Origin of the sequence: Streptomyces sp. NPDC057002 (assembly GCF_042673825.1) — a bacterium.
In the GTDB taxonomy this organism is placed as follows: Bacteria; Actinomycetota; Actinomycetes; order Streptomycetales; family Streptomycetaceae; genus Streptomyces.
Window position 1 is genome coordinate 24,734 of the sequence record NZ_JBHURZ010000009.1, and the last position, 24,232, is coordinate 48,965.

The 24,232-nt window shown below is 72.9% G+C and carries 18 protein-coding genes and 4 pseudogenes; 12 read left to right on the forward strand and 10 right to left on the reverse strand.

Going from position 1 to position 24,232, the window contains the following annotated elements:
• Nucleotides 1-317: 317 nt before the first annotated feature.
• Nucleotides 318-881, forward strand: a complete 564-nt coding sequence (locus ACFT32_RS35445) for a hypothetical protein (RefSeq protein WP_382498107.1) — start codon at nucleotides 318-320, stop codon at nucleotides 879-881.
• A gap of 76 nt (nucleotides 882-957) precedes the next feature.
• Here ACFT32_RS35445 and ACFT32_RS35450 read toward each other — a convergent pair.
• A pseudogene (locus tag ACFT32_RS35450) lies at nucleotides 958-1,512 on the reverse strand (oxidoreductase C-terminal domain-containing protein); the annotation flags it as partial.
• Nucleotides 1,513-1,518: 6 nt separating this feature from the next.
• Here ACFT32_RS35450 and ACFT32_RS35455 point away from each other — a divergent pair.
• The 4 genes and pseudogenes from ACFT32_RS35455 to ACFT32_RS35470 form a co-directional block, all read left to right on the forward strand.
• Nucleotides 1,519-1,718 (forward strand): annotated as a pseudogene (locus ACFT32_RS35455) (SRPBCC family protein); the annotation flags it as partial.
• Nucleotides 1,719-1,736: 18 nt separating this feature from the next.
• Nucleotides 1,737-2,024, forward strand: a pseudogene (locus ACFT32_RS35460) (aldehyde dehydrogenase family protein); the annotation flags it as partial.
• Nucleotides 2,025-2,063: 39 nt separating this feature from the next.
• Nucleotides 2,064-3,626 (forward strand): APC family permease, encoded by a 1,563-nt coding sequence (locus ACFT32_RS35465; RefSeq protein ID WP_382497470.1) that lies wholly within the window; start codon nucleotides 2,064-2,066, stop codon nucleotides 3,624-3,626.
• 10 nt (nucleotides 3,627-3,636) lie between these two features.
• Nucleotides 3,637-3,765, forward strand: a pseudogene (locus ACFT32_RS35470) (NAD(P)-binding protein); the annotation flags it as partial.
• Between the two features lie 29 nt (nucleotides 3,766-3,794).
• Here the strand turns inward: ACFT32_RS35470 and ACFT32_RS35475 are convergent.
• From ACFT32_RS35475 to ACFT32_RS35490, 4 genes are all read right to left on the reverse strand, one after another.
• Nucleotides 3,795-8,432, reverse strand: a complete 4,638-nt coding sequence (locus ACFT32_RS35475; protein WP_382497472.1) for a hypothetical protein — start codon at nucleotides 8,430-8,432, stop codon at nucleotides 3,795-3,797.
• Between the two features lie 35 nt (nucleotides 8,433-8,467).
• A complete protein-coding gene (locus ACFT32_RS35480; RefSeq protein WP_382497474.1) occupies nucleotides 8,468-9,349 on the reverse strand; it encodes a hypothetical protein in 882 nt (293 codons plus the stop codon).
• Nucleotides 9,350-9,455: 106 nt separating this feature from the next.
• Nucleotides 9,456-10,982 (reverse strand): hypothetical protein, encoded by a 1,527-nt coding sequence (locus ACFT32_RS35485; RefSeq protein WP_382497476.1) that lies wholly within the window; start codon nucleotides 10,980-10,982, stop codon nucleotides 9,456-9,458.
• Nucleotides 10,983-11,096: 114 nt separating this feature from the next.
• On the reverse strand, nucleotides 11,097-11,792 hold the full coding sequence (locus tag ACFT32_RS35490; protein ID WP_382497478.1) for a GntR family transcriptional regulator: 696 nt from the start codon (nucleotides 11,790-11,792) through the stop codon (nucleotides 11,097-11,099).
• Between the two features lie 126 nt (nucleotides 11,793-11,918).
• On the opposite strand from ACFT32_RS35490, the gene ACFT32_RS35495 reads away from it, so the two are divergent.
• From ACFT32_RS35495 to ACFT32_RS35515, 5 genes are read left to right on the forward strand one after another with little or no spacing between them, the layout of a single operon-like run.
• Nucleotides 11,919-13,220, forward strand: coding sequence for an MFS transporter (locus tag ACFT32_RS35495; protein ID WP_382497479.1), 1,302 nt, complete (start codon nucleotides 11,919-11,921; stop codon nucleotides 13,218-13,220).
• Nucleotides 13,217-14,053, forward strand: a complete 837-nt coding sequence (locus tag ACFT32_RS35500) for a putative hydro-lyase (RefSeq protein ID WP_382497481.1) — start codon at nucleotides 13,217-13,219, stop codon at nucleotides 14,051-14,053. The genes ACFT32_RS35495 and ACFT32_RS35500 overlap by 4 nt, the downstream gene beginning before the upstream one ends.
• A 15-nt stretch (nucleotides 14,054-14,068) precedes the next feature.
• On the forward strand, nucleotides 14,069-14,827 hold the full coding sequence (locus tag ACFT32_RS35505; protein WP_382497483.1) for a LamB/YcsF family protein: 759 nt from the start codon (nucleotides 14,069-14,071) through the stop codon (nucleotides 14,825-14,827).
• The gene (locus tag ACFT32_RS35510) at nucleotides 14,824-15,441 is read left to right on the forward strand and encodes an allophanate hydrolase subunit 1 (protein ID WP_382497484.1); all 618 of its coding nucleotides are present in this window, start codon (nucleotides 14,824-14,826) and stop codon (nucleotides 15,439-15,441) included. The genes ACFT32_RS35505 and ACFT32_RS35510 overlap by 4 nt, the downstream gene beginning before the upstream one ends.
• Nucleotides 15,438-16,307 (forward strand): biotin-dependent carboxyltransferase family protein, encoded by an 870-nt coding sequence (locus tag ACFT32_RS35515; RefSeq protein ID WP_382497486.1) that lies wholly within the window; start codon nucleotides 15,438-15,440, stop codon nucleotides 16,305-16,307. The genes ACFT32_RS35510 and ACFT32_RS35515 overlap by 4 nt, the downstream gene beginning before the upstream one ends.
• A 110-nt stretch (nucleotides 16,308-16,417) precedes the next feature.
• On the opposite strand, the gene ACFT32_RS35520 is transcribed toward ACFT32_RS35515, so the two are convergent.
• From ACFT32_RS35520 to ACFT32_RS35540, 5 genes are all read right to left on the reverse strand, one after another.
• A complete protein-coding gene (locus ACFT32_RS35520; RefSeq protein ID WP_382497488.1) occupies nucleotides 16,418-17,284 on the reverse strand; it encodes an SGNH/GDSL hydrolase family protein in 867 nt (288 codons plus the stop codon).
• On the reverse strand, nucleotides 17,281-18,459 hold the full coding sequence (locus tag ACFT32_RS35525) for a glycosyltransferase (protein ID WP_382497490.1): 1,179 nt from the start codon (nucleotides 18,457-18,459) through the stop codon (nucleotides 17,281-17,283). Before ACFT32_RS35525 ends, ACFT32_RS35520 begins: the two co-directional genes overlap by 4 nt.
• Nucleotides 18,456-19,583 (reverse strand): glycosyltransferase family 4 protein, encoded by a 1,128-nt coding sequence (locus tag ACFT32_RS35530; RefSeq protein ID WP_382497492.1) that lies wholly within the window; start codon nucleotides 19,581-19,583, stop codon nucleotides 18,456-18,458. Before ACFT32_RS35530 ends, ACFT32_RS35525 begins: the two co-directional genes overlap by 4 nt.
• A gap of 187 nt (nucleotides 19,584-19,770) precedes the next feature.
• Nucleotides 19,771-21,189, reverse strand: coding sequence for a HEAT repeat domain-containing protein (locus tag ACFT32_RS35535; RefSeq protein ID WP_382497493.1), 1,419 nt, complete (start codon nucleotides 21,187-21,189; stop codon nucleotides 19,771-19,773).
• Nucleotides 21,190-21,489: 300 nt separating this feature from the next.
• Nucleotides 21,490-21,882: an ankyrin repeat domain-containing protein gene (locus ACFT32_RS35540; protein ID WP_382497495.1), complete on the reverse strand. Its 393-nt coding sequence runs from the start codon at nucleotides 21,880-21,882 to the stop codon at nucleotides 21,490-21,492.
• A 297-nt stretch (nucleotides 21,883-22,179) separates the two neighbouring features.
• On the opposite strand from ACFT32_RS35540, the gene ACFT32_RS35545 reads away from it, so the two are divergent.
• Together ACFT32_RS35545 and ACFT32_RS35550 are read left to right on the forward strand one after the other, a co-directional pair.
• Nucleotides 22,180-22,374: a hypothetical protein gene (locus tag ACFT32_RS35545; protein ID WP_030843336.1), complete on the forward strand. Its 195-nt coding sequence runs from the start codon at nucleotides 22,180-22,182 to the stop codon at nucleotides 22,372-22,374.
• A 52-nt stretch (nucleotides 22,375-22,426) separates the two neighbouring features.
• Complete coding sequence (locus ACFT32_RS35550; protein WP_382497497.1) at nucleotides 22,427-24,115, forward strand: hypothetical protein; 1,689 nt, start codon at nucleotides 22,427-22,429, stop codon at nucleotides 24,113-24,115.
• The last annotated feature ends 117 nt before the right edge of the window (nucleotides 24,116-24,232 follow it).

The window sequence follows — 24,232 nt, forward strand, 5'->3', positions numbered from 1 at the left end:
GAAGGTGAACTTCCGCGCCAGCCACGAGGCATGGGGAGTTGTCCGGGCATTGCGGGAGTTGTCTCCCCGAAACCGAGGGCGGCCGTGCGGGCCGAGCACCGTGATCCGCCAGGGCGGTTGGCTGAAATTTTTCGGTTCTTGGGAATCTTCGTGGTGGGTTGTTCGTCCTTCTCTACGGGAGTTGGGGGCGGAATCGGCCACAGGAGCCGCATCCCGCACCTGGGCGGCGTAAAACAGCGCAAGCCGGGCAGCCACTGGGGAGCACGGGTCTTCGGATGCGAGCGAGCGGTCTGCTGGCGGTGGGGAGTGACACGTTGATGGGCACGGCGGAGCGGCACGGGACGCCCAGGGCTGGTGGGGCGCATGTGCCGGGGCATCGGAATCGCGAGGCGGCTGATCGCGACAATCCGGCCGACGAGGCGGGGACGAGGGCCCACGAAAGAGAAGCCCTGGCTCACGAGACGGGCCGCGGCGTACGCGAGCAGCAGTACAACCGGCCCCTGTGGGTCGAGGAGCCGGCCCGGCGACGGCGGTTGCCGGATCCGGTACGGACGGCGGCCGTGCGGGCGGTGCTCCTCATAGCCTTGACGCTGATCCAGGCGATGGTGGCCTTCCTGTGCACGATGGCCGGGTCCTGGCTGGCGTTCCCCATGGTGATCAGCAGCGTGGTCAGCACGATCGCGGCCACCTGGGGAGCCCTCGACGTGTGGGTGACGCGTCAGGTCTGGAACCAGCGCAACGGCGTGGTGTCCATGCCGAGCAGCACAGCACGGGCCCTGCGCCGCGAGCGCCGTCGGGCCCGACGGCAGGCACGCGCGGCCGTGCGGGCCCAGGGGCGGATACGCCGGCGGGGCGGGGCCGGGCAGTTGTCCCACTCGTAAGGAGTGACGGCCGGGGAACCCCGGCGAGGCGTCCGGACCTTGGAACGGACGCCCGACCGGATACCCCGGCCAGTACTCACCGTGCGGCGGACTGCACCCGTTCCTCCCCCGCGCCCCTAGCGAGTTCGCGTCGCGCCCGCATGAACGGGCGGGGGCGGTCCACGGCGAGCACCGCGGTCGTCCGGCCGTCCCGCTCGTAGCGGGCGAGGAAGCCGCCCTCGGCCGGTGCGCGGTCGTAGAGCTCGCCCTCCGTCGCGGACGGTGTCGCCGTCCGCGCGCCGGTCGGCGAACTGGATGCGGGCGCCGTACTGGTCGGACCAGAAGTAGGGCACGGCGGTCGCGGTCTCGACGGTTCGTCCGACGAGCAGGTTGGCCACGGCGGCTCTGGGCTGCTGGGTGGCCGCCGTCCAGTGCTCGGCGCGGGTGCCGCCGACGCAGTGGACGTCGCCGACGGCGACCACCTCACCTGGGCCAGGGCCGAACCGACCAGCCAGGCGGTGTCGGGGCCGGCGCCGATTCCGACGATCACGATGTCAGCGGGGAGCGTGCGGCCGTCGGTGAGGGCCACACCCGTGACGGTGGTGGTGCCTCGCAGTCCGGTCACTCCGGTGCCGGTGACCAGGTCCGCCCCGCCTCGTACGCGCCCGACGTGGTCGAGTCAGGGGCGGACGTCTCGAGTCCGTGGAGCTCTTCCATCGGGTGAACCTCCAAGCTTTGGGAGCCTGTGGACGAACGCAGCCGGCGATGGCTTCCCGGGTGTACCGATAAGGAGGTGTACTCGTGCCCGACGAGCACCACATCGGGATCTTCCACGAGTGGCTCGTCGAACGGCTGGGAGGCGCGCATGCCGACCTGTTCATTGACGAGGAGGAGGCCGTACGCCTCGCCAACGACACGATCTACGGCCTGGCGAGCGCCGTGTGGACGAGCGACGAGGCCCGGGCCGCGCGGGTCGCGGACCGGCTGCGACTCGGGACGGTCTGGATCAACGACTTCCACCCCCACGTTCCGCAGGCGGAATGGGGCGGTTTCAAGCAGTCCGGCTTCGGACGCGAACTCGGGCCCGCGGGGCTCGCCGAGTATCGCGAGACGAAGCACATATGGCGCAACACCCGGCCCACCCCCCAGGGTTGGTTCGACTGATCGAATCCGCTCCGAGGAACACCCATTGAGGAACCGCCCATGAGACCGACCGCGCAGTCCACAGACGCCCCCGGCCAGGACGACGCCGAACTCACCGAGTTCGGCTACAGACCCGAGCTCAAGCGCACTCTCGGCAACTTCCACACCTTCGCCGCCGGGATCAGCTACATATCGATCCTGACCGGCACCTTCCAGCTGTTCTACTTCGGCTACGGCAGCGGCGGCCCCGCCTACTGGTGGTCATGGCCGATGGTCTTCGCCGGCCAGTTCATGGTCGCGCTCTGCTTCGCGGAGCTCGCAGCCCGCTATCCCGTCGCGGGCTCCGTCTACAACTGGTCGAAGAAGATAGGCAATCCGCATCTGGGCTGGCTCGCCGGCTGGATGATGCTGATCGCCTCGATCGTGTCCATCGCGGCCGTGGCACTGGCCTACCAGCTGACGCTGCCGCAGATCTCGTCGTTCTTCCAGTTCGTGGGGGACGGCACCGGTACGTACGACGTGGCGACCAACGCGGTCATCCTGGCCGCGGTGTTGATCCTGTTCACCACCCTGGTGAACGCCTTCGGCGTCAAGTTGATGGCGAGGATCAACACGGCGGGCGTGTTCATCGAGTTGATCGCCACTGTCGTACTGATCGTCCTGTTCGCGGTCCACATCACGCGTGGCCCGCAGGTCGTCATGGAGACGCACGGCACCGGCGCGGGGTACGGAAACGGGTACCTGGGTGCCTTCCTGGTGGCCTCGCTGGCCTCCGCCTACGTCATGTACGGCTTCGACACCGCGGCCTCGCTCGGCGAGGAGTCCCTGGACCCGACCCGGAACGCGCCGCGCGCGATCATCCGGGCGATCGTCGCGTCCTTCGTGCTCGGCGGTCTGATCCTGCTGCTCGCGCTGATGAGCGTGTCCAGCCTCAAGGGCGAGAAGCTGTCCACCGACGGTCTGCAGTACATCGTCCTGGACGTGCTCGGCCCGACGGCCGGCAAGGCGATGCTGTGGTGCGTGCTGATCGCGGTGACGGTGTGCGCCCTGGCGGTCCACACGGCGGCCGTCCGGCTGGCCTTCGCGATGGCCCGCGACAACAACCTGCCCGCGTCCTCGAAGCTGGCCAAGTGCCACCCGCGGTTCCAGACGCCGGTCCTGCCGACCGTGATCATCGGGATCCTGGCGCTGGCCATCCTGGTGGTCAACATCCGCCAGCCGCAGATCTTCACCGTCGTCACCAGCATCGGCATCATCATGATCTACCTCGCCTACCTCGGTGTCACGGTGCCGCTGCTCGTCGCCCGGCTGCGCGGAAAGTGGCAGCCCGCGAGCGAGGGCCGTTTCTCCCTGGGCCGCTGGGGTCTGCCGGTCAACATCCTGGCCGTGCTGTGGGGCGGCGCCATGACGCTCAACCTCATCTGGCCGCGGGCCGCGGTCTACAACGCCGCGGCTCCCTACCACTGGTACCTGCGCTGGGGCGCGGTGCTGTTCGTCGCCGTCATCGCGGGCGGCGGCTTCGCCTACTACTGGTTCGTCCAGCGGCACCGGACCGGCGTGCTCGCCGAGCACCGCTCGGACACCACGGCCTCGTCTCCCCTCTCCGCCCCGGCGGGCGACTGAGGGAGGACCCATGAGCACGCATGAGTTCGACTATGTCGTGGTCGGCGGCGGCACCGCGGGCAGCGTGGTGGCGGCCCGGCTGTCCGAGGACCCCTGCGTCACGGTGTGCGTGCTGGAGGCCGACCCGCGCGACGTCGGTTGTGGCTGATTGCGCAGTTTCCCGCGTCCCTAAGGATTTGAGGACGCCGGGCGTTTGAACATCCTGGTCGCCGTGATCTCGCTGTGTACCGTCTCCCCCGCCTGGGCCTGCTGCGGCAGGCCCGGGCGGAGGTGTTCCTCGACGCTGATGTACTTCAGGCCGGCCCGCAGGTCGGCGTCATTGCGCATACGGATGACGAGGGGGAACTCGGCCAGCGCGGTGGTGTCGAACAGGCCCGTGGTGTACAGGAGCTGGACACCCAGCGCGTCCGACACCGCCCGCTGGAGTTCCAGCAGGTAGGTGGCGTTGGCGCGGCCGATGGGGTTGTCCAGGAACAGAGTGCCGGCGTGCCGGTGCTTGTCGCGGCCCCGGTCGTTCGAACGCAGCGCGGCCATCGTGCAGTACAGGGCGATGGCGGCGGTGAGGAGCTGACCGCCGGAGAAGACGTCGCCCATCTGCCCTACGGGGACGCGCTCGGCGCGCAGCACCGCGTCGGGCTTGAGGATCTCGACCGCGACGCCCTTGGGCTGCAGCGCCGCGGCGACGCCCCGCAGCAGCAGGGACATGCCGTCACGCCGCAGGTCGGAGTTCTTCTTCACGGCCGCGCGAGTCGCCTCGTCGATGACCTCGCCCAGCCGCTCGGTGAGCGTGGCCTGGTCGGGCTCCTCGAAGCGGATGCGGAGGAACTCCTGCCCCGACCACTCGCCGAGGCCCTCCGGGAGCCGGGAGAGCCGCTGGGCGGAGCGCAGGGTGGCCAGGGCCGACTCGACCAGGCCGCGCAGACGGTCCACGATCGAGTCGCGGTTGCGTTCCAGCTGTTCCAGTTCGTCCGTCAGGACGCGGAGCCGCGGCGCGAAGGCGTCCGCCCACTTCTGGGCGTGCTCGGGCAGCGCGGAGGCGGGCAGTTCGCGGATCTGCTGTCGTGCCGGGGTGCGGACCTGCTCGTAGCGCGTGGAGTTGGCGTGCCGGACGAGGATGTCGCTTGCCTCGCGGACGGCGGCCTCGGCGGCGGACAGGTCGGCGGCGCAGCCGCGCAGCGAGCGGCGGGCCTCGGCGGCCGACTGCCGGGCCTCCTCCGGGCTGCCGGGGTAGGGCTCGGGCTCTTCGTGTTCCTCGTCCGGGGCGTGCTCGCGCAGCAGGTCGCGGAGCATGGCGGCGATCTCGTCGAAGCCGCCCGCCGCGTCCTCGGCGGCGCGGTGGGCGTCGAGGAGTTCGGTGTGCGCCTCCCGTGCCTGGTTGAGCGCCTCGGTGTGGGAGGCCAGTTCGCCCGTGGCGGTGCGCAGCAGGGTCTGCGCGTGCTCGGCGTCGCGGGGCTGCGATTCCTCGGGGAGTTCGGTGTGGGCCTCGCCGTCCTCCGGTGCGTGCCGTTCGGCCTCGCCGCGCAGCCGCCCGAGCTGCTCGCTCGCGTTCGACATACGGGTCTCCAGGAGCTGCACCAGCTCCTCGGCCCGGGCTGCGGCGGCCTGGCGGCTGGGGCCGTCGGACCCGTCCGGGGATTCGAGGAGCTGCTCCGCGCGCGTACGGACCTTGTTGCTGAGCCGGTCCAGCTCCGCGCGGGCCGCGCTCTCGTCGCTCTCCGCGCGGGCCTGTTCGGCCCGCAGGTCGGCGCCCACGCCGACCTTCTCGTACACCTGGGACGCGGCCCGGTAGGCCTCCCGCAGGGCGGGCAAGGAGGCCTTCGGCGTCTGGGTCTCGTCCTCGGGCACGTCGTCGGGGGCGCCCGCGATCTCGGAGCGCTCGGCGCGCAGCGCGCGGGCGGTGCGGCGCGCGTCGTCGGCGGCGCGCTGGGCGCCACGCCGGTCCTCGTCGGCGGCGCGGGCGCGCTCCAGGCAGGTCTGGGCACCCGCCTCGGCCTCGGTCGCCTCGTCGGCCAACTCCCGCAGCTTGACCTGCCAGCCGGCCCGTTCGCGCAGCCGGAAGGCGAGCCCGGCGAGGGCATCGGCGGAGCGGCGGGCCTTCTGGGCGGCCTCCTGGCGCTCGTCCCGGACCCGGGCGGCCTCGGTGGCGGTCTCGTCGGCCTCGGCCCGCACCGTGCGCCCCTCGGCCAGCTCGGCCTCCGACTCCTCGGCGAAGGCACGGGTGTCGTGTGCCGCCCGGGCCAGTTCGGCCAGCCGGCCGGCGGGGCAGCCGGTGCGCCAGGAGGCGAGCCGGGCGGCCAGCTCCCGGTCCTTGCCTAGGCGGGCGGCGAGCGCGCGGATCTCCTCGTCGCGCTCGGTAGCCCGGGCGCGCAGTGTCTGCCGCTCCTCGTCGGCGGCGTGCTCGTCGTGCATGGCCGGGTTCGGCGGGACGAGGAACACGTCGCCGCTGTCGGCGTCCGGGGCGGGGGCCGGGGCGAGCAGGGCGGCCGCCGTGCCCACGGCCACGGCGGAACGCGGCAGCAGCGCCGCGTCGCCCAGCGCCTCACGGGCGCGTGCGTGGGAGTCGGGGTCGGTGATGATCACGCCGTCGACGAGTTCGGGCCGGGCGGCCATCACCCGCGCGTGGTCGGCCGGGTCGACGGCCTGGGCGAGATAGCGCCAGCCGGGCAGCGCGGGGATGCCGTGCTCGCCGAGGTACTCGACGGTGGCCAGCACGTCCGGGCCGGGCGGCAGCAGCCCGCCGTCACCGAGCGCGCCGAGGATCCGGGAGTCGTCGGCGGCGGCCGTACGCAGGTCGAACAGCTGGCGTTCGGCGGAGCCGACGGCGTCGTCGAGCAGGTCGCGCAGGTCGTCGGCGAAGCGGTCGAGCTCCTCGGGGCTGAACCCCTGCTCGCCGGACGCGGCCGGGAGGGACGGCTCGCTGTCCGAGCCGTGGCGGGGCTGCGGGATGCCCGGGCGGGTCTCGGAGGTGAGGCTCAGCAGCTCCGCCAGCCGCTCCTCCCCCGCCAGCGCCTCGGCGGTGCGGCGCTCGGCCTCGTACGACCGCTCCGCCGCCGTGGCCGCGTCCGCCGCGCGGGCCGCGGTGAGTTCCGCGCGGTTCTCGGTGGCGGCTGCCTCACGCGCGTGCTCAGCGGCCCGGTGGGACGCCTCGCGGGCCGCGTCCCAGGCCGCCACGGCGGTCTTCTCGGCGTCGCTGGCGGCGAGGGCGGCGCGGGCCGGGTCGGCGTCGGGCGCGCTGTCGTCGAGCCAGCCGGCCCGTACGGCCTCGGCGGTCTCCTGCTCGACCTCGGCGAGGCGCTGCTTGAGGTGCCCGACCTCGCTGCGGGCGCGCTGTGCCTCGGTGGCGGCGGCCGTGGAGTCGCGATAGGCCGAGTCGCTGACCTCCTGGAGGGCGGCGGAGCGCTCCTCCTCCTCGTTGGCGAGGTTCTCGGCGTTCCCGGCGGCCGCGTGCAGGGCCCGTACGAGATCGACGGCGGCCTTGGAGCGGGCGGCCAGCGCGGGGGCGGCATCGCGCTCCGCCTCCTGGATCGCGGCGGACACCCGGGCGACGCGGTCGGCGGCGGCTCGGTGGCGCAGTGCGGCCTCGGCGGCCTGCCACGCGGAGTACAGCGTGCGGGCGTCGGCGAGCTCGCGCTTCTGCGCGGCGGCGGACTTCTCGGCGGCGGCGAGGGCCAGCGAGGCGTGCCGGTAGGCGAGTTCGGCGGAGATCAGCGCGCTGCGCTCGCGGGCCGCCTCGGCCTGCGTGACCGCGTACGCCGCTGCGGTGACCCGCTGCGCCAGGTCGGCGGCCCGGGTCCGCTCCTGAACCCCTCGGTCGGACAGCTTGCGGGCCAGGTTCCGCGTACGCCGCTCGGCTCCGGCGTGGATGTCCCGCGCGCGGGTGCGGGCCTCGGCGGCCTCGACGATCCGCCCGAGCAGGTCGACCGACCCGGCGGTGAAGTCGCGTTCGGCGATGAGCTCGGCGCGCCGGCCGAGCTTGTTGCCGAAGCCGCCGACCAGGTCGGCGAGTCCGTCGGTGTCGCGGGTGTCGGTGACGGCACGCAGCAGCAGATCGGTGAAGTCTGCGTCCTTCTTGACCGCGAAGAGACCGGCGGCCTCGCCTTCGTCGGCGTTCATCTCCCGCTGGTAGCGGAAGAGTTCCGGGTCGAGGCCGAGGTCGCCCAGGTGCTCGATCCAGCGGTCGTGGATCTCCTCCCAGTGCACCTCCAGGTGCGGGTAGGTCTTGCCCGCCTCCGTGAGGGCGTCGCGGAAGCCCTTCATGGTGCGACGCCGGCCGCGTGCGCCGGACTGGCCCTCGACCGGGGCCCGTACGGCGGTGGACTCGGCCACGGGGAGGTTGTCGAGGCTCATTCCGGGCCCGGGCCGGAAGGAGTACCAGGCCTCGGCAAACTTCCGCGGGTCGTTGGAGACCTGCCGCCCGCGCCACTCGCTGACCTTGCCGACGACGACGCACTCGCCGGTCAGCACGTGCTGCCATTCCAGCGCGACGTGTCCGCAGTCGTCGGCCAGCAGGAACTTGCGCAGCACACCGGAGCTGGCGCCGCCGAGCGTGTTGCGGTGGCCCGGCAGCATCACGGAGAAGATCAGCTTGAGCAGGACCGACTTGCCGCCGCCGTTCTCCAGGAAGAGCACACCCGCGGGCGCGGGCCGGCGCGGCGGGCCGACGGGCTCCTCCTCGAAGAACTCCGCCTGCGTGGGCGCGGGGTCGGGCACGGCCTCGCCCACACCGCGCAGGTCAAGCACGGTGTCGGCGTAGCGCGCACCGGCGGGCCCGATGGAGTAGAGGCGGACCCGGGACAGCTCGTACATGGCGGACTCTCGTAAGTCTTCGTGAGGTGGGGAGTTCAGGAGGAGTGGAACGGCAGTCCGGCGTCGGCCACCAGCTCCAGGTCGTCGCTCTCCTCGGCGGGCAGCAGCGTCGGGGTGCCGTCGGTGACCGGGACGACGCCCAGCTCCAGCAGCTCGGCCATCGCGGCACTGCCGGCCATGTCGCGCACCTGGAGCTGGTAGCGGGCGGTGGTGCGGTACGTGCCGCCGTTGTCGTCGCCGGTGCGCTGGAGAAAGCCGGACTCGGTGAGGAAGGCGACGGCCTTGGCGACGATGCCGGTGGTCGAACCGGCGAGCCTGCGCGCGTCCTTGGTGGCCCCGGTCGCGCTGCGCCGCACCCAGATCCGCCAGGCGGCCTCCAGGCCGGGCGTGTCGGTGGCCGGGTCGGTGTTCTCGCCCTGCTCGGCGGCGCGCTCCTCCAGGCGGCGGCAGGCCTGGCGCACGAAGGCGTCGACGCCGTTGACCGTGACCCGGCCGATGTAGCCGTCGTCGGCGAGGTCCTCGGGACGCGGGAACGCCATGGCGGCGACGGCGAGATGGGCGAGACCGTGCAGGAACCGGTCGCCCCCGTCGGCGGACGTACGACGCGCGTAGTCGCCCATGCGGACGGCGAACACCGAGTCCTCGGCTGCGGTCACGGCCATGCCCGCGCGCGGGGACACTTCCAGCACGATGAGCCCCAGACCGGTCGCCACGGCGTCGGCGAGCCGCGCGAAGGGCGGGTCCTCGCGGTACCGCCGCAGCAGGTCCGTGTACTCCTGGTCGCGGGCGGGCTGCAGCTTGGGCTGAAGCCCGAAGGACACGAGCCGCGCCGCGTCGGCGGCGTCGGCGGGGGTGACGGCGGCGGTAGCCGTCGGCGTCGGTCCCTCCGGCTCACTCCACTCGACGTGCTCGCTCACGGTCGGGGCTCCTTGTTCCTCTGGTGGTCACTCATGGCGCTGGTACTTACTCATGACGCTGGTACTTCTCATACCGCCGGTACTCACTCACTCCGCCGGTACTCACTCATGCCGCTTCGGTCCGGTCCGCCGCCATCCCCGCCGCGTCCAGCAGCGCCGTCCCGACGATCAGGTCCGCCCCGCCGAACTCCGGATCATCGAGCTCGGCTCCGTCGTCCACGGCGAAGAGCAGCTTCTGCTCGCCCTGCCGATAGGCCGTACCGACCGGTGGACTGGCCGCGTGCACCGCCAGCAGGGCCACCAGGTACGGCAGTTCGGGGTCCTGCCGGCGGGCCTCGGCGAGCAGCCCGGACAGTCGGCGCGGCGCGTCGGCCGGCAGGTCGAGCAGCTCCTGCGCGGCCGCCATCTGCTCCTCGCTGAACCGGCTGTCGTCGGGCGTGGCGATCACGTCCGGCTCGGGCATCTCCGCGCCCAGGTGCTCCCGCTCCACCGGCGGCGTCAGCAGTATGTCGACGAGGTCGCCGACCCGGACGGACACCTGCGTGCGCAGCCCGGTGCCGCGGGCGAAGAAGGCGTCCGTGACGCGGACGGCCTTCTCGAGCGACAGCGGCAGGACGGGGGTGACGAGATGGCCGTAGAGGTCGATCCCCGACGTGGTCATCGGTGTGGCGAAGGCCTGCCGGTCCTGCTCGGCGCGGAACAGCGGTCCGGCCTCCAGCAACCGGGACTGCAACTGCGTGTGCCGGCGGATGCAGTCCTTGACGATGTCGACGAGCTCGGCGGCCCGGCGCTTGTGCTCGGGGTCCTCGGACTCGTCACGGGCCTTGCGGATGTTGGTCAAGATCGCGTTCTCGTGGCGATAGCGGTCGGCGACGTGCTCCAGCGCCTCGGCGATCATGTCGGGCACGGTGGTCAGCCAGTCCACCGCGCGCACATTGCGCCGGGTCGCGTCGAGAGCCCTGCGCAGGGTCTCCGAGTACTGCACGGTGCGGTAGCGGGCCTGTTCGGCCGCGAGCTGGGCGTCGGCGAGCCGGCCGCGGCTGATCAGCACCTCCAGCTTGACCTCGGCGGCGATCTGCGCGCTGGTGACATCGGTGTCGAGGGCGCCGACGAGGACGTTGACCGCCTCGTCCGTCGTACGGAGATACACCGTGCCGCCGGGGCCCGGGACCTCCTCGATCAGCTTGAAGTCGTAGTCACGGCGGACATAGGTGCCGTCCGCCCCGAACGTGCCGTACACCGCGCGAAAGCCGCGGTCGACGCTGCCGACGTTGATCAGGTTCTCCAGGACCCAGCGGGCCACCCGCTCGTGCTCGGCGGCGGGCCGCCGCGACGCCTGCGCGGCGATGCGCGGGATGAGGCGGGCGACGATCTGGTCGTGGTCCGCGCCCGTGTCGAAGTCCATGTTCAGGGTGACCAGGTCGATGGCCGCGAGCGCGACCTCCGCCATGCCGTACACCGAGTACTCACCCGCGAGGTTGGCCTTGCGCGCGTCCAGGTCGTGCAGCGGCGCCGTGCAGGCGAGCGCACGCAGGCGCCGCGCCAGGCCCTCGTCGGCGGCCGGCCCCGGCGCGGGGCGCGGCCCCGCGCTGAGCTGGGGCGGAACGCTGTCCGTCGATGCAGGCGAAGTCACGGTGCACAGACTAGGTCCTGGGTCTGACAACCACCCAAACGACGCGGGTACGCCCCCCTCGGCGGTCCCGTCAACCGTCCTCGGCAGTCCCGTCAACCGTCCTCGGCGCTCCCGTCAGCCGTCCTCGCCGACCCGCCGCCGGTACACCTCCACGACCCGCTTCAGCGAATCGTCGAGGTAGCCGGCGAGCAGACGCTCGGCCTTCCCGCGCTCCCCGGCCTGAAGAGCGTCGAGAATCGCGACATTTCGCGCGATGTACGGTTCATGCAGCCGCTGCGGCTCGTCCACCACATGGAACGCGAGCCGCAGTTCGGCGAAGACACTGCGCATCAACTCGTCGGTGCGCTCGCTCACGGCGAGGGCGACCAGCTCCCGGTGGAAGTGGATGTTGGCCGTACCCACTCCCTTCCAGTCACCTTCCCGAGCCGCCCGCCGCCCCTCGGCGACGGCACCGGCGAGCCCGTCGAGGCCGTACGGCGGCTCACCGAGGCCGCGGACGACGGCGCACTCGACCAGCCGGCGGGTGCGGTAGATGTCCTCGACGTCCTCCACGGTCAGGACCCGGACGAAGACGCCCCGGTTCAGCTCGTGGACGAGCAGGCGTTCGTGTGTGAGCAGGCGGAACGCCTCGCGCAGCGTGTTGCGGGAGACGCCGAGCGCGCCGCCGATGCTGTCCTCCGACAGGCGCGTCCCGGGTGGGAAGTAGCCCTCGGCGATCCGGCTCCTGAGGATGTCCGAGACCCGTTCGGCGGTGCTGGTGCGCCCCAGGAGAGCCCGGTCGTCGGCGAGGTCCTTCAGTTGCTCTGCCATGCCGGAATTCAATCGCAGATCACAAGAAGAACCAACATGGGTATTGAGGGATCGTTGAACAATCCCCTACGGTGCTGGACACGGCTCGGCCCGAAGCACTCTCCGTCCCCCCTCTGCGAGGTGCCCATGAGCACGACCCCTCCACCGCAGGCCCTGACCGACGAGACACGCACCGACGCGGCGGAACGCACCGCCGACGACGGGGCGTTCGGCTGGCTGCGCGCCCTCGGCCCGCGTGGCCGCCGGGCGTTCGCCGGCGCCTTCGGCGGCTATGCCCTCGACTCGTACGACTACTTCACGCTGCCGCTGAGCATGGTCGCGCTGTCCGCCTACTTCGGCCTGAACAGCGGCCAGACCGGTCTCTTCACGACGGTCACGCTGGTGGTCTCCGCGATCGGCGGCGCCCTCGCCGGCGTCCTCGCGGACCGCATCGGCCGGGTGAAGGCGCTGATGATCACGGTGATCACGTACGCGGTCTTCACCGTCGCCTGCGGCTTCGCGCCCAACTACGAGACGCTGCTGGTCTTCCGCGCCCTCCAGGGCCTCGGTTTCGGCGGCGAGTGGGCGGTCGGCGCGATCCTGGTCGCCGAGTACGCGAGCGCCAAGAACCGAGGCCGCACGCTCGGCGCGATTCAGAGCTCCTGGGCCGTGGGCTGGGGCCTCGCCGTGATCGTCTACACGCTGGTCTTCTCGGTGGCCGGGGACGACCTGGCCTGGCGCATCATGTTCTGGACCGGGGCGCTGCCCGCACTGCTCGTCATCTGGCTGCGGCGCAGTGTGCAGGACGCGCCCGAGGCCGCCGCCGCACGTGAGCAGAGCGCGGAGAAGGGTTCCTTCAAGGCGATCTTCAAGCCGGGTCTGCTGCGTGTCACGCTCTTCTCCGTGCTGCTCTCGACCGGTGTCCAGGGCGGCTACTACACGCTGGCCACCTGGGTGCCGACGTATCTGAAGTCCGAGCGCGAGCTGTCCGTCGTCGGCACCGGCGGCTATCTGACGTTCTTGATATCGGGCGCCTTCATCGGCTACCTCACCGGCGGCTATCTCACCGACAAGCTGGGCCGCAAGCGCAACATCTGGCTCTTCGCCCTGCTGTCGGCGATCTGCATCCTGGCGTACGCGAACATCCCCAGCGGCGCCAACACCCTGCTCCTGGTGCTCGGTTTCCCGCTCGGGTTCTGTATGTCGGCGATCTTCAGCGGATTCGGCTCCTACCTGAGCGAGCTGTACCCGACGGCGGTGCGCGGCACTGGGCAGGGCTTCACGTACAACACCGGGCGCGCGGTGGGTGCCGTGTTCCCGACGATGGTCGGTTTCCTGGCCGACAGCTGGGGCGTCGGCGGCGCGCTGGTCTTCGGTGCGATCGGCTACGGCCTCGCGGCACTCGCACTGCTCGGGCTGCCGGAGACGCGCGGGAAGGAGCTCACATGAACCGCACGCCGATCACCGGGACCGAGGACCGCCCCGTCGTCCTCGTCGACGAGCACGCGCACGCGTGGAGCCCGGAATCCGCCCGCACCCGCTTCCGGGAGGGCCTGACGGGCCCCACGGCCGGGGTCGCGGCCGGCCACACCCAGGTCAACCTCATCTCGGTGCCCGCCGACTGGGCCTACGACATGCTGCTGTTCTGCCAGCGCAACCCCAAGCCCTGCCCGGTCCTCGACGTCACGGACACCGGATCCTGGACCACCGTGCTCGCCGACGGAGCGGACCTGCGCACCGACCTGCCGCGCTACCGGGTGTGGCGGGACGGCGAGCTGGTGGACGAGCCGACGGACGTGCGCGCGTACTGGCGGGACGACCTGGTGTCGTTCCTGATCGGATGCAGCTTCACCTTCGAGTGGGCACTGAGCGAGGCGGGCGTCCCGATCCGCCACGTCGAGCAGGGCCGCAACGTCCCGATGTACGTGACGAGTCGGCAGTGCCGTCCGGCGGGGCGGCTGCACGGACCGCTGGTGGTGTCCATGCGGCCGGTGCCGCCCCCGCACCTGGCCGCGGCGATCCGGGAGAGCAGTCTCCTGCCCGCGGTGCACGGCAGCCCCGTGCACTGCGGCGATCCGTCGGGGCTCGGCATCGACGATCTCGACCGCCCCGACTTCGGCGATCCGGTGGACGCCGAACCGGACGACATCCCGGTGTTCTGGGCCTGCGGTGTGACCCCGCAGGCGGCGGTGATGGCCTCGCGGCCGCCGTTCGCCCTCACGCACGCCCCGGGGCAGATGTTCCTCACCGACGCCCGCGACGAGCAGTACCGCGTGGCCTGACAGGAGATGCGACACGTGACCTCGATCGACCTGAACGCCGACCTCGGCGAGGGCTTCGGCCGCTGGCGGCTCACCGACGACGAACGGCTGCTGTCCGTGGTCACCAGCGCCAATGTGGCGTGCGGCTTCCACGCCGGGGACGCGGCCACCATGCGCCGGGTGTGCGAGCTGGCGGCCGAGCGCGGGGTGCGGATCGGCGCCCAGGTGTCCTACCGGGACCTGGCCGGGTTCGGGCGGCGCGCGATGGACGTGCCGCCCGCCGAGCTGGCGGCCGAAGTGGCGTACCAGATCGGCGCCCTGGAGGTCTTCGCCCGTGCCGCGGGCTCCCGAGTGGCCTACGTCAAACCGCACGGCGCGCTCTACAACCGGGTCGTGCACGACGAGGAGCAGGCCGCCGCGGTCGTCGACGGGGTACTCCTCGCGGACGCCGCGCTGCCCGTGCTGGGCCTGCCCGGCTCGCGTCTGCTCGACCTGGCGGGCAAGGCCGGACTGCCGGTCGTCACGGAGGCGTTCGCGGACCGCGCGTACACCGACGCGGGCACGCTGGTGCCGCGCACGCGCGACGGGGCCGTGGTCACCGACCCGGAGGCCGTCGTGGAGCGGTCCCTGAGTCTGGCCCGCTCCGGCGAGGTCTCCTCCCACTCGGGGACACGCATCGAGGTACGCGCGCGTTCCCTGTGCCTGCACGGCGACACGCCCGGCGCGGTGGAGCTGGCGCGCCGGGTGCGGGAACGGCTGGAGACCTCGGGGATCCGGGTGGAGGCCTTCGCATGAAGGTCCGGCCCGTCGGCGAGGACGCGCTGCTCGTCGAGGTCGCCTCGGGCGACGAGGCCCAGGCCCTGCACGCGGAGCTGCTGCGACGCCGTGCGGAGGGCTCGCTGTCGGCCCGCGAGATCGTCCCCGCGGCCCGTACGGTCCTCCTCGACGGCCTCGACTCCCCCGCCAGGCTGGCCGCCGAGCTGACCGCCGCCGAACTGCCGCCCTCTCCCCCACGCGCGCGTGAGGTGGTCGAGATCCCCCTGAGGTATGACGGCCCGGACCTGGCCGATGTCGCCGCGCACTGGGGTGTGCCGGAGCGGGAGGTCGCCCGTATCCACGCGGCGACGGAGTTCCGGGTCGCCTTCTGCGGCTTCGCTCCCGGCTTCGGCTATCTCACCGGGCTGCCGTCGCGCTACGACGTCCCGCGCCGGGCCACCCCGCGCACGGCCGTCCCCGCCGGGTCGGTGGCCTTGGCGGGCCCGTACACGGGCGTGTATCCGCGCTCGTCGCCGGGCGGCTGGCAGCTGATCGGCACGACGGACACCGTCCTGTGGGACCACGCGCGTGTGCCGGCCGCTCTGCTGTCGCCGGGCACGCGCGTGCGGTTCGTCCCCGAGGCGGCGCCATGACGGATCGCGCCCTCGCCGTCGTACGGGCCGGGGCCCTGACCACCGTGCAGGATCTCGGCCGCCCCGGCCACGCCCATCTCGGCGTCCCCCGCTCCGGAGCCCTGGACGGGCCGGCCGCGGAACTCGTCAACCGGCTGGTCGGCAATCCGCCCGGGGCGGCCGTGCTGGAGACGACACTCGACGGCTGTGCCGTACGCCCCCGTTCGACGGTCACGATCGCGGTGGCCGGCGCGCACTGCCGGGTCACGGTGGACGGCCGGCCCGTCCCCTGGGGTGCGCCGGTGCGCGTGCCCGACGGGGCGCTGCTGGACGTCGGTCCGGCCGTGTCGGGCGTACGCGCGTACGTGGGTCTCTCCGGGGGCGTCGCCGTCGAGCCCGTGCTCGGCAGCCGTTCGACGGACCTGCTGTCGGGGCTCGGCCCGGCCCCGCTCGCGGACGGCACGGTGCTGCCGCTGGGCCGGCCGACCGGTGTGCACGCGCGCGTGGACGTCGCCCCACGGCCGGCGCCGCCGGCCGAACTGGTCCTGCGGGTGACACTCGGCCCGCGCGACGACTGGTTCACGCCGGAGGCCGTTCGCGCCTTCGTCTCACACGCCTACCGGGTGTCCGCCGCGGGCAACCGCATCGGGCTGCGCACGGAGGGCCCCGCCCTGGAGCGGGCCCGGCACGGTGAACTCCCCAGCGAGGGCATGGTGCTGGGCGCGGTTCAGGTCCCGCCCGACGGCAGGCCGGTGGTGTTCCTGGCCGACCATCCGACCACCGGGGGCTACCCGGTGATCGCGGTGGTCCGAGCCACCGACCTCCCGGCCGCCGCCCAGGCGGTCCCGGGCACACCGGTCCGTTTCGTGGCCGTACGGCGTCGCTGAACCGTCCTGACCGGACCGGCCACCGCCATCCGTCGGTCCGTGTGCGGCCGCTGATCCGTCAGGCCGAGTCCGGCTGCCGATCCGTCAGACCGCGTCCGGCTGCCGACCTGTCAGGCCGCATCCGCCTGCTCCACCACCGACAACGCGGCCAGTGCGGCCGACACCGCCGCGGAGGCCCGCAGGTCGAGCCGGGCGCTGGTACCCCGGGCACGGTGCCGCAGTTCGTCGGCGGCCAGTGTCAGGAGCTGGGGCAGCAGGTCGGTGCACCGGCGGGCCACCCATCCGGTACCGGCCGTGGCCAGCCACCACAGGCTCGCCGACTTCGTGGGAACGGGGAAGTCTGGCTCGGGCGAGGGCGCGGGCCCCGTCGCGAGACCGTGCTCCGCGAGCAGCGTGTGGAAGCGCAGGGCCAGTTGCCGGTGTCCCCGCTCCCCGGGATGCAGCCGGTCCGCGCTCCACATGGCACGGTCCGTGGTCCAGTCGCCCTCGCACGCGTGCAGATGCAGGGCCTCGTACCGGTCGGACAGGGCATGGACGACCGCGTTCACGGCCCGTTGCCGCCGGGCCAGCGGGTGGGCCAGCGCCCCCGGCAGCCCGAGCATCGTGCCCGGGTCGGGCAGACACGCGGTGAGCAGGACCGCGCCCTGTTCGGTGCAGGCCTGGTACACCCGGTCGAGCCGGGCCGCCACGGCCTGGATGTCGAAGGTGCAGCGCAGGGTGTCGTTGACGCCGACGACGACGGACACCAGCTCGGGCCGCATCTCCAGCGCGGCGGGCAGCTGCCGCTCCAGCACGTCCCGGGTCTGCGCCCCGCTCACCGCGAGGTTGGCGAACCGGGCCGGCCCCTCGGCGATCCCGTCGGCGAGCAGCGCGGCCCAGCCGCGCCACCCTTCGCCGACGGGATCGCCCACGCCCTCGGTCAGCGAGTCGCCGAGGGCCACGAAACGCGGGGCTCCCACGAACCGCGGGGGTCTCATGCCACGCCTCCGGGCACGTACGGGCGCACGGGGACGGCCGCGTCGTGTGCGGCGAGGAAGGCGTCGACCGCCGCGTTCCAGCCGAAGCACTCCGCACGCGCGCGTGCGGCCTCGCGCCGGTCCGTCTCCAGGCCTTCCAGCAGCAGGTCCACGGCGTCCGCGAAGGCATCCCCGTGGTCCGCGGCGACGGCCCCGGCGGAGCCGATCACCTCGGACAGCGCGGACGACGCGCTGGCCACCACGGGCGTACCGCACGCCATGGCCTCCAGCGCGGCGAGCCCAAAGGTCTCGGCGGGCCCCGGCGCCAGGGCGACATCGGCGGACGCCTGGAGCGCGCCGAGCATCCCGCGGTCGGAGACATGGCCGAGGAAGGTGACCGGCAAGGCGCTCTCGCGTGCCCGCTGTTCGAGCCGCGCGCGCAGCGGACCGTCGCCCGCCACCACCAGCACCGCCCGCCGCCCACGCCGCCGCAGCGTCTCCAGGGCGTCCAGCGCCGTGCCGGGCCGCTTCTCCACGGACAGCCGCGAGCACATCACGAGCAGCGTCTCGTCCCCGCGCGCGTGCCGCGCCCGCAGCTCCGGATCGCGCAGCGCCGGGTGCCGCTGCACCAGGTCGACGCCCAGCGGGGCCCGGACGACGTTGCGTGCCCCGATCCGCACGAACTCCCGCTCGGCGAACTCGGTGGTGCACACCACGCGCGCGTAGGTGTGGGCCGTACGGACGTTGAGGGCGTCGGCGGCACGCCGGGCGGCCCCCTCGGGCAGGCCCCAGGTGCGCAGCACGCCGTCGGCGGTCTCGTGGGAGACCATCACGGCCGGGACCCGGGCGCGCCGCGCCCACTTGCCGGTCCACCTGAGGGTCGTACGGTCGGACACCTCAAGGCGGTCCGGCGCGAGTTCCTCCAGGAGCCGGGCCACCCGCCGCTTGTCGGCGAGGACGCGGTAGCCGCCGGTGCCGGGCAGCAGCGGCCCGGGGAGGGTGATCACCCGCCCCTGCTCGGTCTCGCGGTCGCTCATCCGCTCGCCGGGGACGACGAGGACGGGCTCGTGTCCCGCCGCCTTGAAGCCCTTGCCGAGTTCGCGCAGGGCGGTGCGCAGACCGCCGGACGCGGGCGCGACGAAGTTGGCGAGCCGGACGATCCGCAGCGCCTGGCCGGTCCCGTTCCCCGCGCTCATGCCGCCACCACCGTCCTGCGCCCGGCGAGCACGTTCGCGTAGTGCCCGATCAGCTGGTCGCCGACGGCCGCCCAGGTGCGGCCCTCGACCGTGGCGCGTCCGGCGGCGCCGAAGGCGGCCCGCAGCCCGGGATCGGCGGCCAGGGACCGCACCGCGTCCTGTACGGCCGTCGCGTCGCGCGGCGGCACGAGCAGCCCGGTCTGACCGTGCGCGACCAGGTCCAGCGGACCGCCCGCGGCGGGCGCCACGACCGGCAGACCACTGGCCATGGCCTCCTGCACGGTCTGGCAGAAGGTCTCGAAGGGGCCCGTGTGCGCGAAGACGTCGAACGAGGCGAAGACCCGGGCGAGATCGTCACCGGTCCGGCGGCCGAGGAAGACCGCGCCGGGCAGCGCCTGCTCCAGGCCGGGCCGGCTGGGGCCGTCGCCGACGATCACGACCCGGACGCCGTCCAGGCCGCAGGCACCGGCGAGGAGTTCGACCTGCTTCTCGGGGGCGAGCCGGCCGACGTAGCCGACGATCAACTCGCCGTTGGGGGCCAGCTCACGGCGCAGGGCCTCGTCGCGGCGGTCCGGCCGGAAGCGTTCGGTGTCCACACCGCGCGGCCACAGCTTGACCCGGGGCACACCGTGCGTCTCCAGGTCCTTCAGGGCAGCGCTGGACGGGGCGAGGGTGAGGTCGGCGGCGCCGTGGACGGAGCGGATGCGCCGCCAGGCGGCGGCCTCTCCGGCGCCCATGTACGTACGGGCGTATCCGGCCAGGTCGGTCTGGTAGACGGCGACGGCGGGGATGCCGAGGCGGGCGGCGGCGGCCATGCCGCGCACGCCGAGGACGAAGGGGCTGGCGAGGTGGACGACATCGGCACGGTGCTCGATGAGGGTGGCGGCCAGGCGGCGGCTGGGGAGGGCGACGCGGACCTGGGGGTAGCCGGGGAGGGGGAGAGAGGGGACGTGGACGACGCGGCACGGCGCGGAGGCGTCGGGCTTGTTCCCGGGCGCCGGGGCCGGGGCCACGACGACGGGGGTGTGACCGCGATCGACGAGGTGCCGGGCGGTCTGGAGCGCGCAGTGGGCCACGCCGTTCACGTCGGGGGGAAAGGATTCGGTCACGATGACGACACGCATACCGGTGTTGTCGCCGGGCCGGACGTGGCCGCGTCAACGTGGATCTTTCCGAACGAGGAACGTCCTATGAGCGTTCTGAGGTGCACCCGCGCAGGTCAGGCCGCGTCCATACGCTCCTGACCCGCGAGTCACCCCGCGTTCACCCGGGCGGCCTGAATCCGCCCCGGCGTCCTGCCGGAGGGGGGTGTCACACAGCGGTCTCCTCGGGACCGATCCGGCTGCGTACGGCCGTCTGGACCTCGGCCTCCTCGGCCGGGTCGGCGGCGAGCCGGCGCAGTCGCTCCACGACCCGGGTGTCGCCGGTCTCGGCGTGCCGGGCGGCGAGTTCGCGGGTGGTCTCCTCGCAGTCCCACAGGCATTCGACGGCGAAGCCGGTGGCGAAGGAGGGGTCGGTGGCGGCGAGGGCCCGGGCGGCCCGGCCGCGCAGCTGGGACGAGGCGGTCTCGCGGTAGACGTGGCGGAGCACGGGCGCGGCGCAGGCGATGCCGAGCCGTCCGGTGCCGTCGACCAGCGTCCAGAGTGTCGGCGCGTCGGGGCCTTCGCCGCGCACCGCCTCCCGTAGCGCCGCTAGGACCAGGTCCCGGTCGTGCACCCCGCCCAGGCAGGCGAGGACGCGTCCGGCGGCGGCACCCAGCTCGTCGGGCCGGTGCGCCCAGCCGCGTGCCCGGTCCACCGCGGTGAGACTGCGCATCCGTTCGAAGGCGTCGACGGCGGCCTCCACGACGACCGTCGAGCCGGTGGCCACGGCGCCCTCGATCAGGTCGAGGGCATCGGGATCGTTGCCCTCGGCGAGATAGCGCAGGGCGGTGCACCGGGCTCCGTCGCCGCCGTCCTTCGCGGCCCGGACGATCTCGGCGCGGTCCTCGGGCCCTGCCACGGCGGTGAGGCAGCGGGCGGCCGGGACATGCAGTGCGGCGCCCCGGTCGAGGCCCTGCTGGGCCCATTCGAAGACGGCCTGCACGCTCCATCCGGGGCGCGGGCCCGTCGGGCGCATCTGCCGCTGCCAGCGGTCGAAGCAGCCGGCCTCGTGGGCGGCACGCACGCGTGCGGAGATGGATTCGCGCGGATCCTCGGCCCACAGCCGCCACGGCCGGGGCTCGAAGGCGTCGCGGACGGTGGTGGCCAGCTCGGCCTCGCCCTCCGGATCGGCCGGGAACCGGGCGAGGACGGGCGCGGCGAGGGCCCGCAGGCCCGCGTCGTCGTCCCTGAGGGCGAGCTCGTCGAGGGCCCAGGCCCAGTTCGAGCCGTGGGCGGCGTACCTGCGCAGCAGTTCGAGCGCGTCCCGCCTGCCGTAGGAGGCGAGGTGCCCGAGGACGGCGAGAGCGAGCCCGGTGCGTGACTCCTCGGTGTCGAGGACGTCCTCGGCGTCGAAGAGATGGGCCTCGATCGCGTCCAGCTCGCCGTTCAGGTCGAGGTAGAGGCGGGCGTAGTAGAGGGAGCGGTTCTCCACCTGCCAGTCGTGGCGGGGATCGCGCAGCACACAGTGGTTCAACGCCGCGAGCGCCTCGGGGCGCGGGGCGGTGAGCGCGTGCAGCGTGCCGTCGCCGCGGCCCCGCTGGAGCAGGCCGAGCAGCGTACCGCTGGGCGCTATGACCGGATCGAACATGGGAAACAGCCTCACATCAAGCGTCGACGCAACCGGGGACGTGTACTACCTGGCCGCGTGACAACACGTCGGAGTGCCCGCCGTTTCCTGCTTGCTGTAGACCATCTTCCTCTGCCTCTCGTCGGTGGCCCCTGCGGACCGCGTCACGGCCCGCGCGGTGCGGCAACACCTGCCCAACCATCACGTCCGTGAACCACGTCGTCATGATGACTCGGCACTTCCGTCTGCCGCGACCGAAATTTCGGCGGCCCTGTACCGCCTCCCCCGTTTTCTGTGTCGTTCCAGGTCAGACTGGTCGGCTCAGCGCTCGCCGAACAGTTCGAGCAATTCCGTCCGGCCGAACATCCGGGCCGTGTCGACGGCCGAGGGCGTGCCGGCGGACGGGTCGGCGCCGCCCTCCAGGAGGGCCTTGATCACCTCCGTCTCACCCTTGAAGGCCGCTCCCGCGAGCGGGGTCTGGCCTCGGTCGTTCACCCGGTCGGCCTCGGCGCCGCGGGCGAGCAGGGCACGCACCGCCTCGGAGTGGCCGTGATAGGCGGCGAGCATCACGAGCGAGTCGCCGCGGTCATTGGTGAGGTTGGCCGGAACACCCGCGTCGACATACGCCACGAGCGCCTCGGTCCGTCCCCGCCGGGCCAGATCGAAGATCTTGGTCGCCAGCTCCACGACCTCGGGGTCGGGGACTTCGGTCATCGGCCGGACCGCCTCTCCACTGCTCATCACGCCGGGTGCGCACGTCTGCTAGTGGTGCAGCCGTACGAGTGAATCGCCAGGGTACTGGCTCGCGCGGCACATGACCCGATGTGCCCGAGGTAAAGATCACCACAGGCCCGGGCGAGCACAACACCCCAGCTCGACCGGTTCCGGACCACGCCGCAGCCCGGGGGAAATCACCCGATTTCCACCCAGTTGCACCTTTTATCGTATGGATACATCCTGTGAGCCTGGAAGTACTCATGGTGACTGTCCCCGCGAACCAGGAGAACCCAAATGATCCTCTCCATCTCAGGCGTGGTCCTGCTCGGCATCGTCGTCTTCATCTTCTTCCGCAAGGACGGCCTCAAGGCGTCGCACGCCGTGGTCGCGATGCTCTTCGGCTTCTACCTGGCCAGCACGGCCATCGCGCCGAGCATCAAGGCAGGCGGCGAGAGCCTGGCGAGCCTCCTGGGCGGAATCAAGTTCTGACGGCCCCGCACCCCGTACGCATCCCGCCCGTACGCACTCTCTGGAGGCAGCAGTGGCCCGGCGCCCCCTCCCCCGCATTCTGAGCAACGGCAGCGCGCAGCTCGTCCGGAGCCGGGAGCTGGCCCGTACGGCCGCCGACAGCGCCACCGACGTCCTCCATCCGCTGATCACGATCACACGCGGTCTGCGCCGGCTGGCGGCGGCCGGACGGCGCAGATGGAGCGAGACCCCCAAGGAGAAACGGGGAGCGCTGCTGTTCCTGGCGGCCTCCGTCATCCTCGTCGTGGCCCTGATGCCGTACGGACCGCTGCTCGCCGCCATCACCCTGATGGCGGCGGCCGCATGGCAGGGCCGGGAGCGCGCCGCGTCGGCATCCGACGGGCCCGACGAGTCGCAGAGCCAGCGCCTGCAGTCCCTGTACGAGGCGCTCGTGCCGTACTTCTCCACCGCCGAGGACCCCGAGCCGCTGTACTCCCACGGGGGCACCTGGGAGAAGGCCTTCCCCACCTACGCCTTCGACGGCACCGGCCGGATCTCGCACCTGGTGCTCCACTACCCGGCGTACTTCGCCGACGGCGAGGCCGAGGCGCGCGCCCGGATCGAGGGGCTGCTCGCGGCCAAGTCGGGCAAGGGCCGCGAATACCACTTCTCGTGGGAAGAGGAAGGCAACCAGTTGACGGTCAGCGTGCTCCTGCCGCTCGCCGTCGACATCGCCGCCCAGCGCTTCGTCACCGCCCCGGGCGAGACCGTCCTCGGTTTCACCGACCCCACCCGGGTCCAGCGCACCCTCCCCCTGGCCTCCGGCGAACAGCGGCGGGACGTGCCCCCGGTCGTCTGGCGCACGGGCCTGCGCTCCACCGAGCCGCATCTGCTCGCCCTCGGCCAGCCGGGCACCGGCACCTCGACCCTGCTGCGGTCCATCGCCCTGCAGGCCCTCCAGCACGGCGACGTGGTGATCGTCGACGGCGGGGGCACCGGGGAGTACGCCTGTCTGACCGGCCGGGACGGCGTCCTGGCCGTCGAATGCGGTCTCCCCGGGGTGCTGGCGAGCCTGGAGTGGGCAGCGACCGAGACCGAGCGCCGCCTGATCGCCGCCAACCGTGCCCACCAGGAGGGCCAACCGCCGCCCGACGACACCAAGCGTCCCCTGTGGATCCTCCTGGACCGTCCGACGGCGTTCACCCACCTCGCCGCCGCCCAGGACCGCAAGGACCCGCAGTCCCTCCTCCAGGTCCCGCTCCGGCACGGCCGCCCGGCGAACGTGACGGTGGTCGTGGCCGAGCAGCTGGACACCCTGGACGCCCTCGGCGAACCGGTGCGGCAGCACACCCGCGCGCGCGTGGTCCTCGGCCCGGCGACGGCCGAGCAGCTCGAATCCGTCCTGGGCGCGCCCCCGCACACCACCCCCGTCGAGGAGGTCCCGCCCGGCCGCGGCTACGCCCGCCTCGGCCTGGGCCCGGTCCACCGCGTCCAGGTCCCGGCCACGCCGAACCCCTACGACGACGCCACGTCCGACGCCCACCGCCAGGCGGTCCTGGACCTCCTGCCGCCGCGCACGACACCGGCGGACGGGGAGACGGTCCCCGAGCCGGAGCACAAGGACGCCGGGCCGCTCACCACGGACCCGACGCCGGAACCCGCCCCGGACCCGGTACCGGTCCTGACGAAACCGAAGGACTCGATCCCGAATCCGGTACCGGTTCTGACGAAGCCCGCGAAGACGAAGGCGAAGGCGACCTAGCCACGCCGGGCGACCCGGTCACACCAGGCGACCCGGTCACGCCAGGCGACCCGGTCACGCCGACCGGATGCTGGAACCGGCCCGGCGGCAGCTGAACGCCCTGCGCGACTGAGCCGC

Coding starts and splice junctions, on each gene's coding strand:
- ACFT32_RS35445 (WP_382498107.1), top strand. CDS start 318: ATGGGCACGGCGGAGCGGCACGGGACGCCCAGGGCTGGTGGGGCGCAT.
- ACFT32_RS35465 (WP_382497470.1), top strand. CDS start 2,064: ATGAGACCGACCGCGCAGTCCACAGACGCCCCCGGCCAGGACGACGCC.
- ACFT32_RS35475 (WP_382497472.1), bottom strand. CDS start 8,432: ATGTACGAGCTGTCCCGGGTCCGCCTCTACTCCATCGGGCCCGCCGGT.
- ACFT32_RS35490 (WP_382497478.1), bottom strand. CDS start 11,792: ATGGCAGAGCAACTGAAGGACCTCGCCGACGACCGGGCTCTCCTGGGG.
- ACFT32_RS35495 (WP_382497479.1), top strand. CDS start 11,919: ATGAGCACGACCCCTCCACCGCAGGCCCTGACCGACGAGACACGCACC.
- ACFT32_RS35500 (WP_382497481.1), top strand. CDS start 13,217: ATGAACCGCACGCCGATCACCGGGACCGAGGACCGCCCCGTCGTCCTC.
- ACFT32_RS35510 (WP_382497484.1), top strand. CDS start 14,824: ATGAAGGTCCGGCCCGTCGGCGAGGACGCGCTGCTCGTCGAGGTCGCC.
- ACFT32_RS35515 (WP_382497486.1), top strand. CDS start 15,438: ATGACGGATCGCGCCCTCGCCGTCGTACGGGCCGGGGCCCTGACCACC.
- ACFT32_RS35520 (WP_382497488.1), bottom strand. CDS start 17,284: ATGAGACCCCCGCGGTTCGTGGGAGCCCCGCGTTTCGTGGCCCTCGGC.
- ACFT32_RS35525 (WP_382497490.1), bottom strand. CDS start 18,459: ATGAGCGCGGGGAACGGGACCGGCCAGGCGCTGCGGATCGTCCGGCTC.
- ACFT32_RS35530 (WP_382497492.1), bottom strand. CDS start 19,583: ATGCGTGTCGTCATCGTGACCGAATCCTTTCCCCCCGACGTGAACGGC.
- ACFT32_RS35535 (WP_382497493.1), bottom strand. CDS start 21,189: ATGTTCGATCCGGTCATAGCGCCCAGCGGTACGCTGCTCGGCCTGCTC.
- ACFT32_RS35540 (WP_382497495.1), bottom strand. CDS start 21,882: ATGACCGAAGTCCCCGACCCCGAGGTCGTGGAGCTGGCGACCAAGATC.
- ACFT32_RS35545 (WP_030843336.1), top strand. CDS start 22,180: ATGATCCTCTCCATCTCAGGCGTGGTCCTGCTCGGCATCGTCGTCTTC.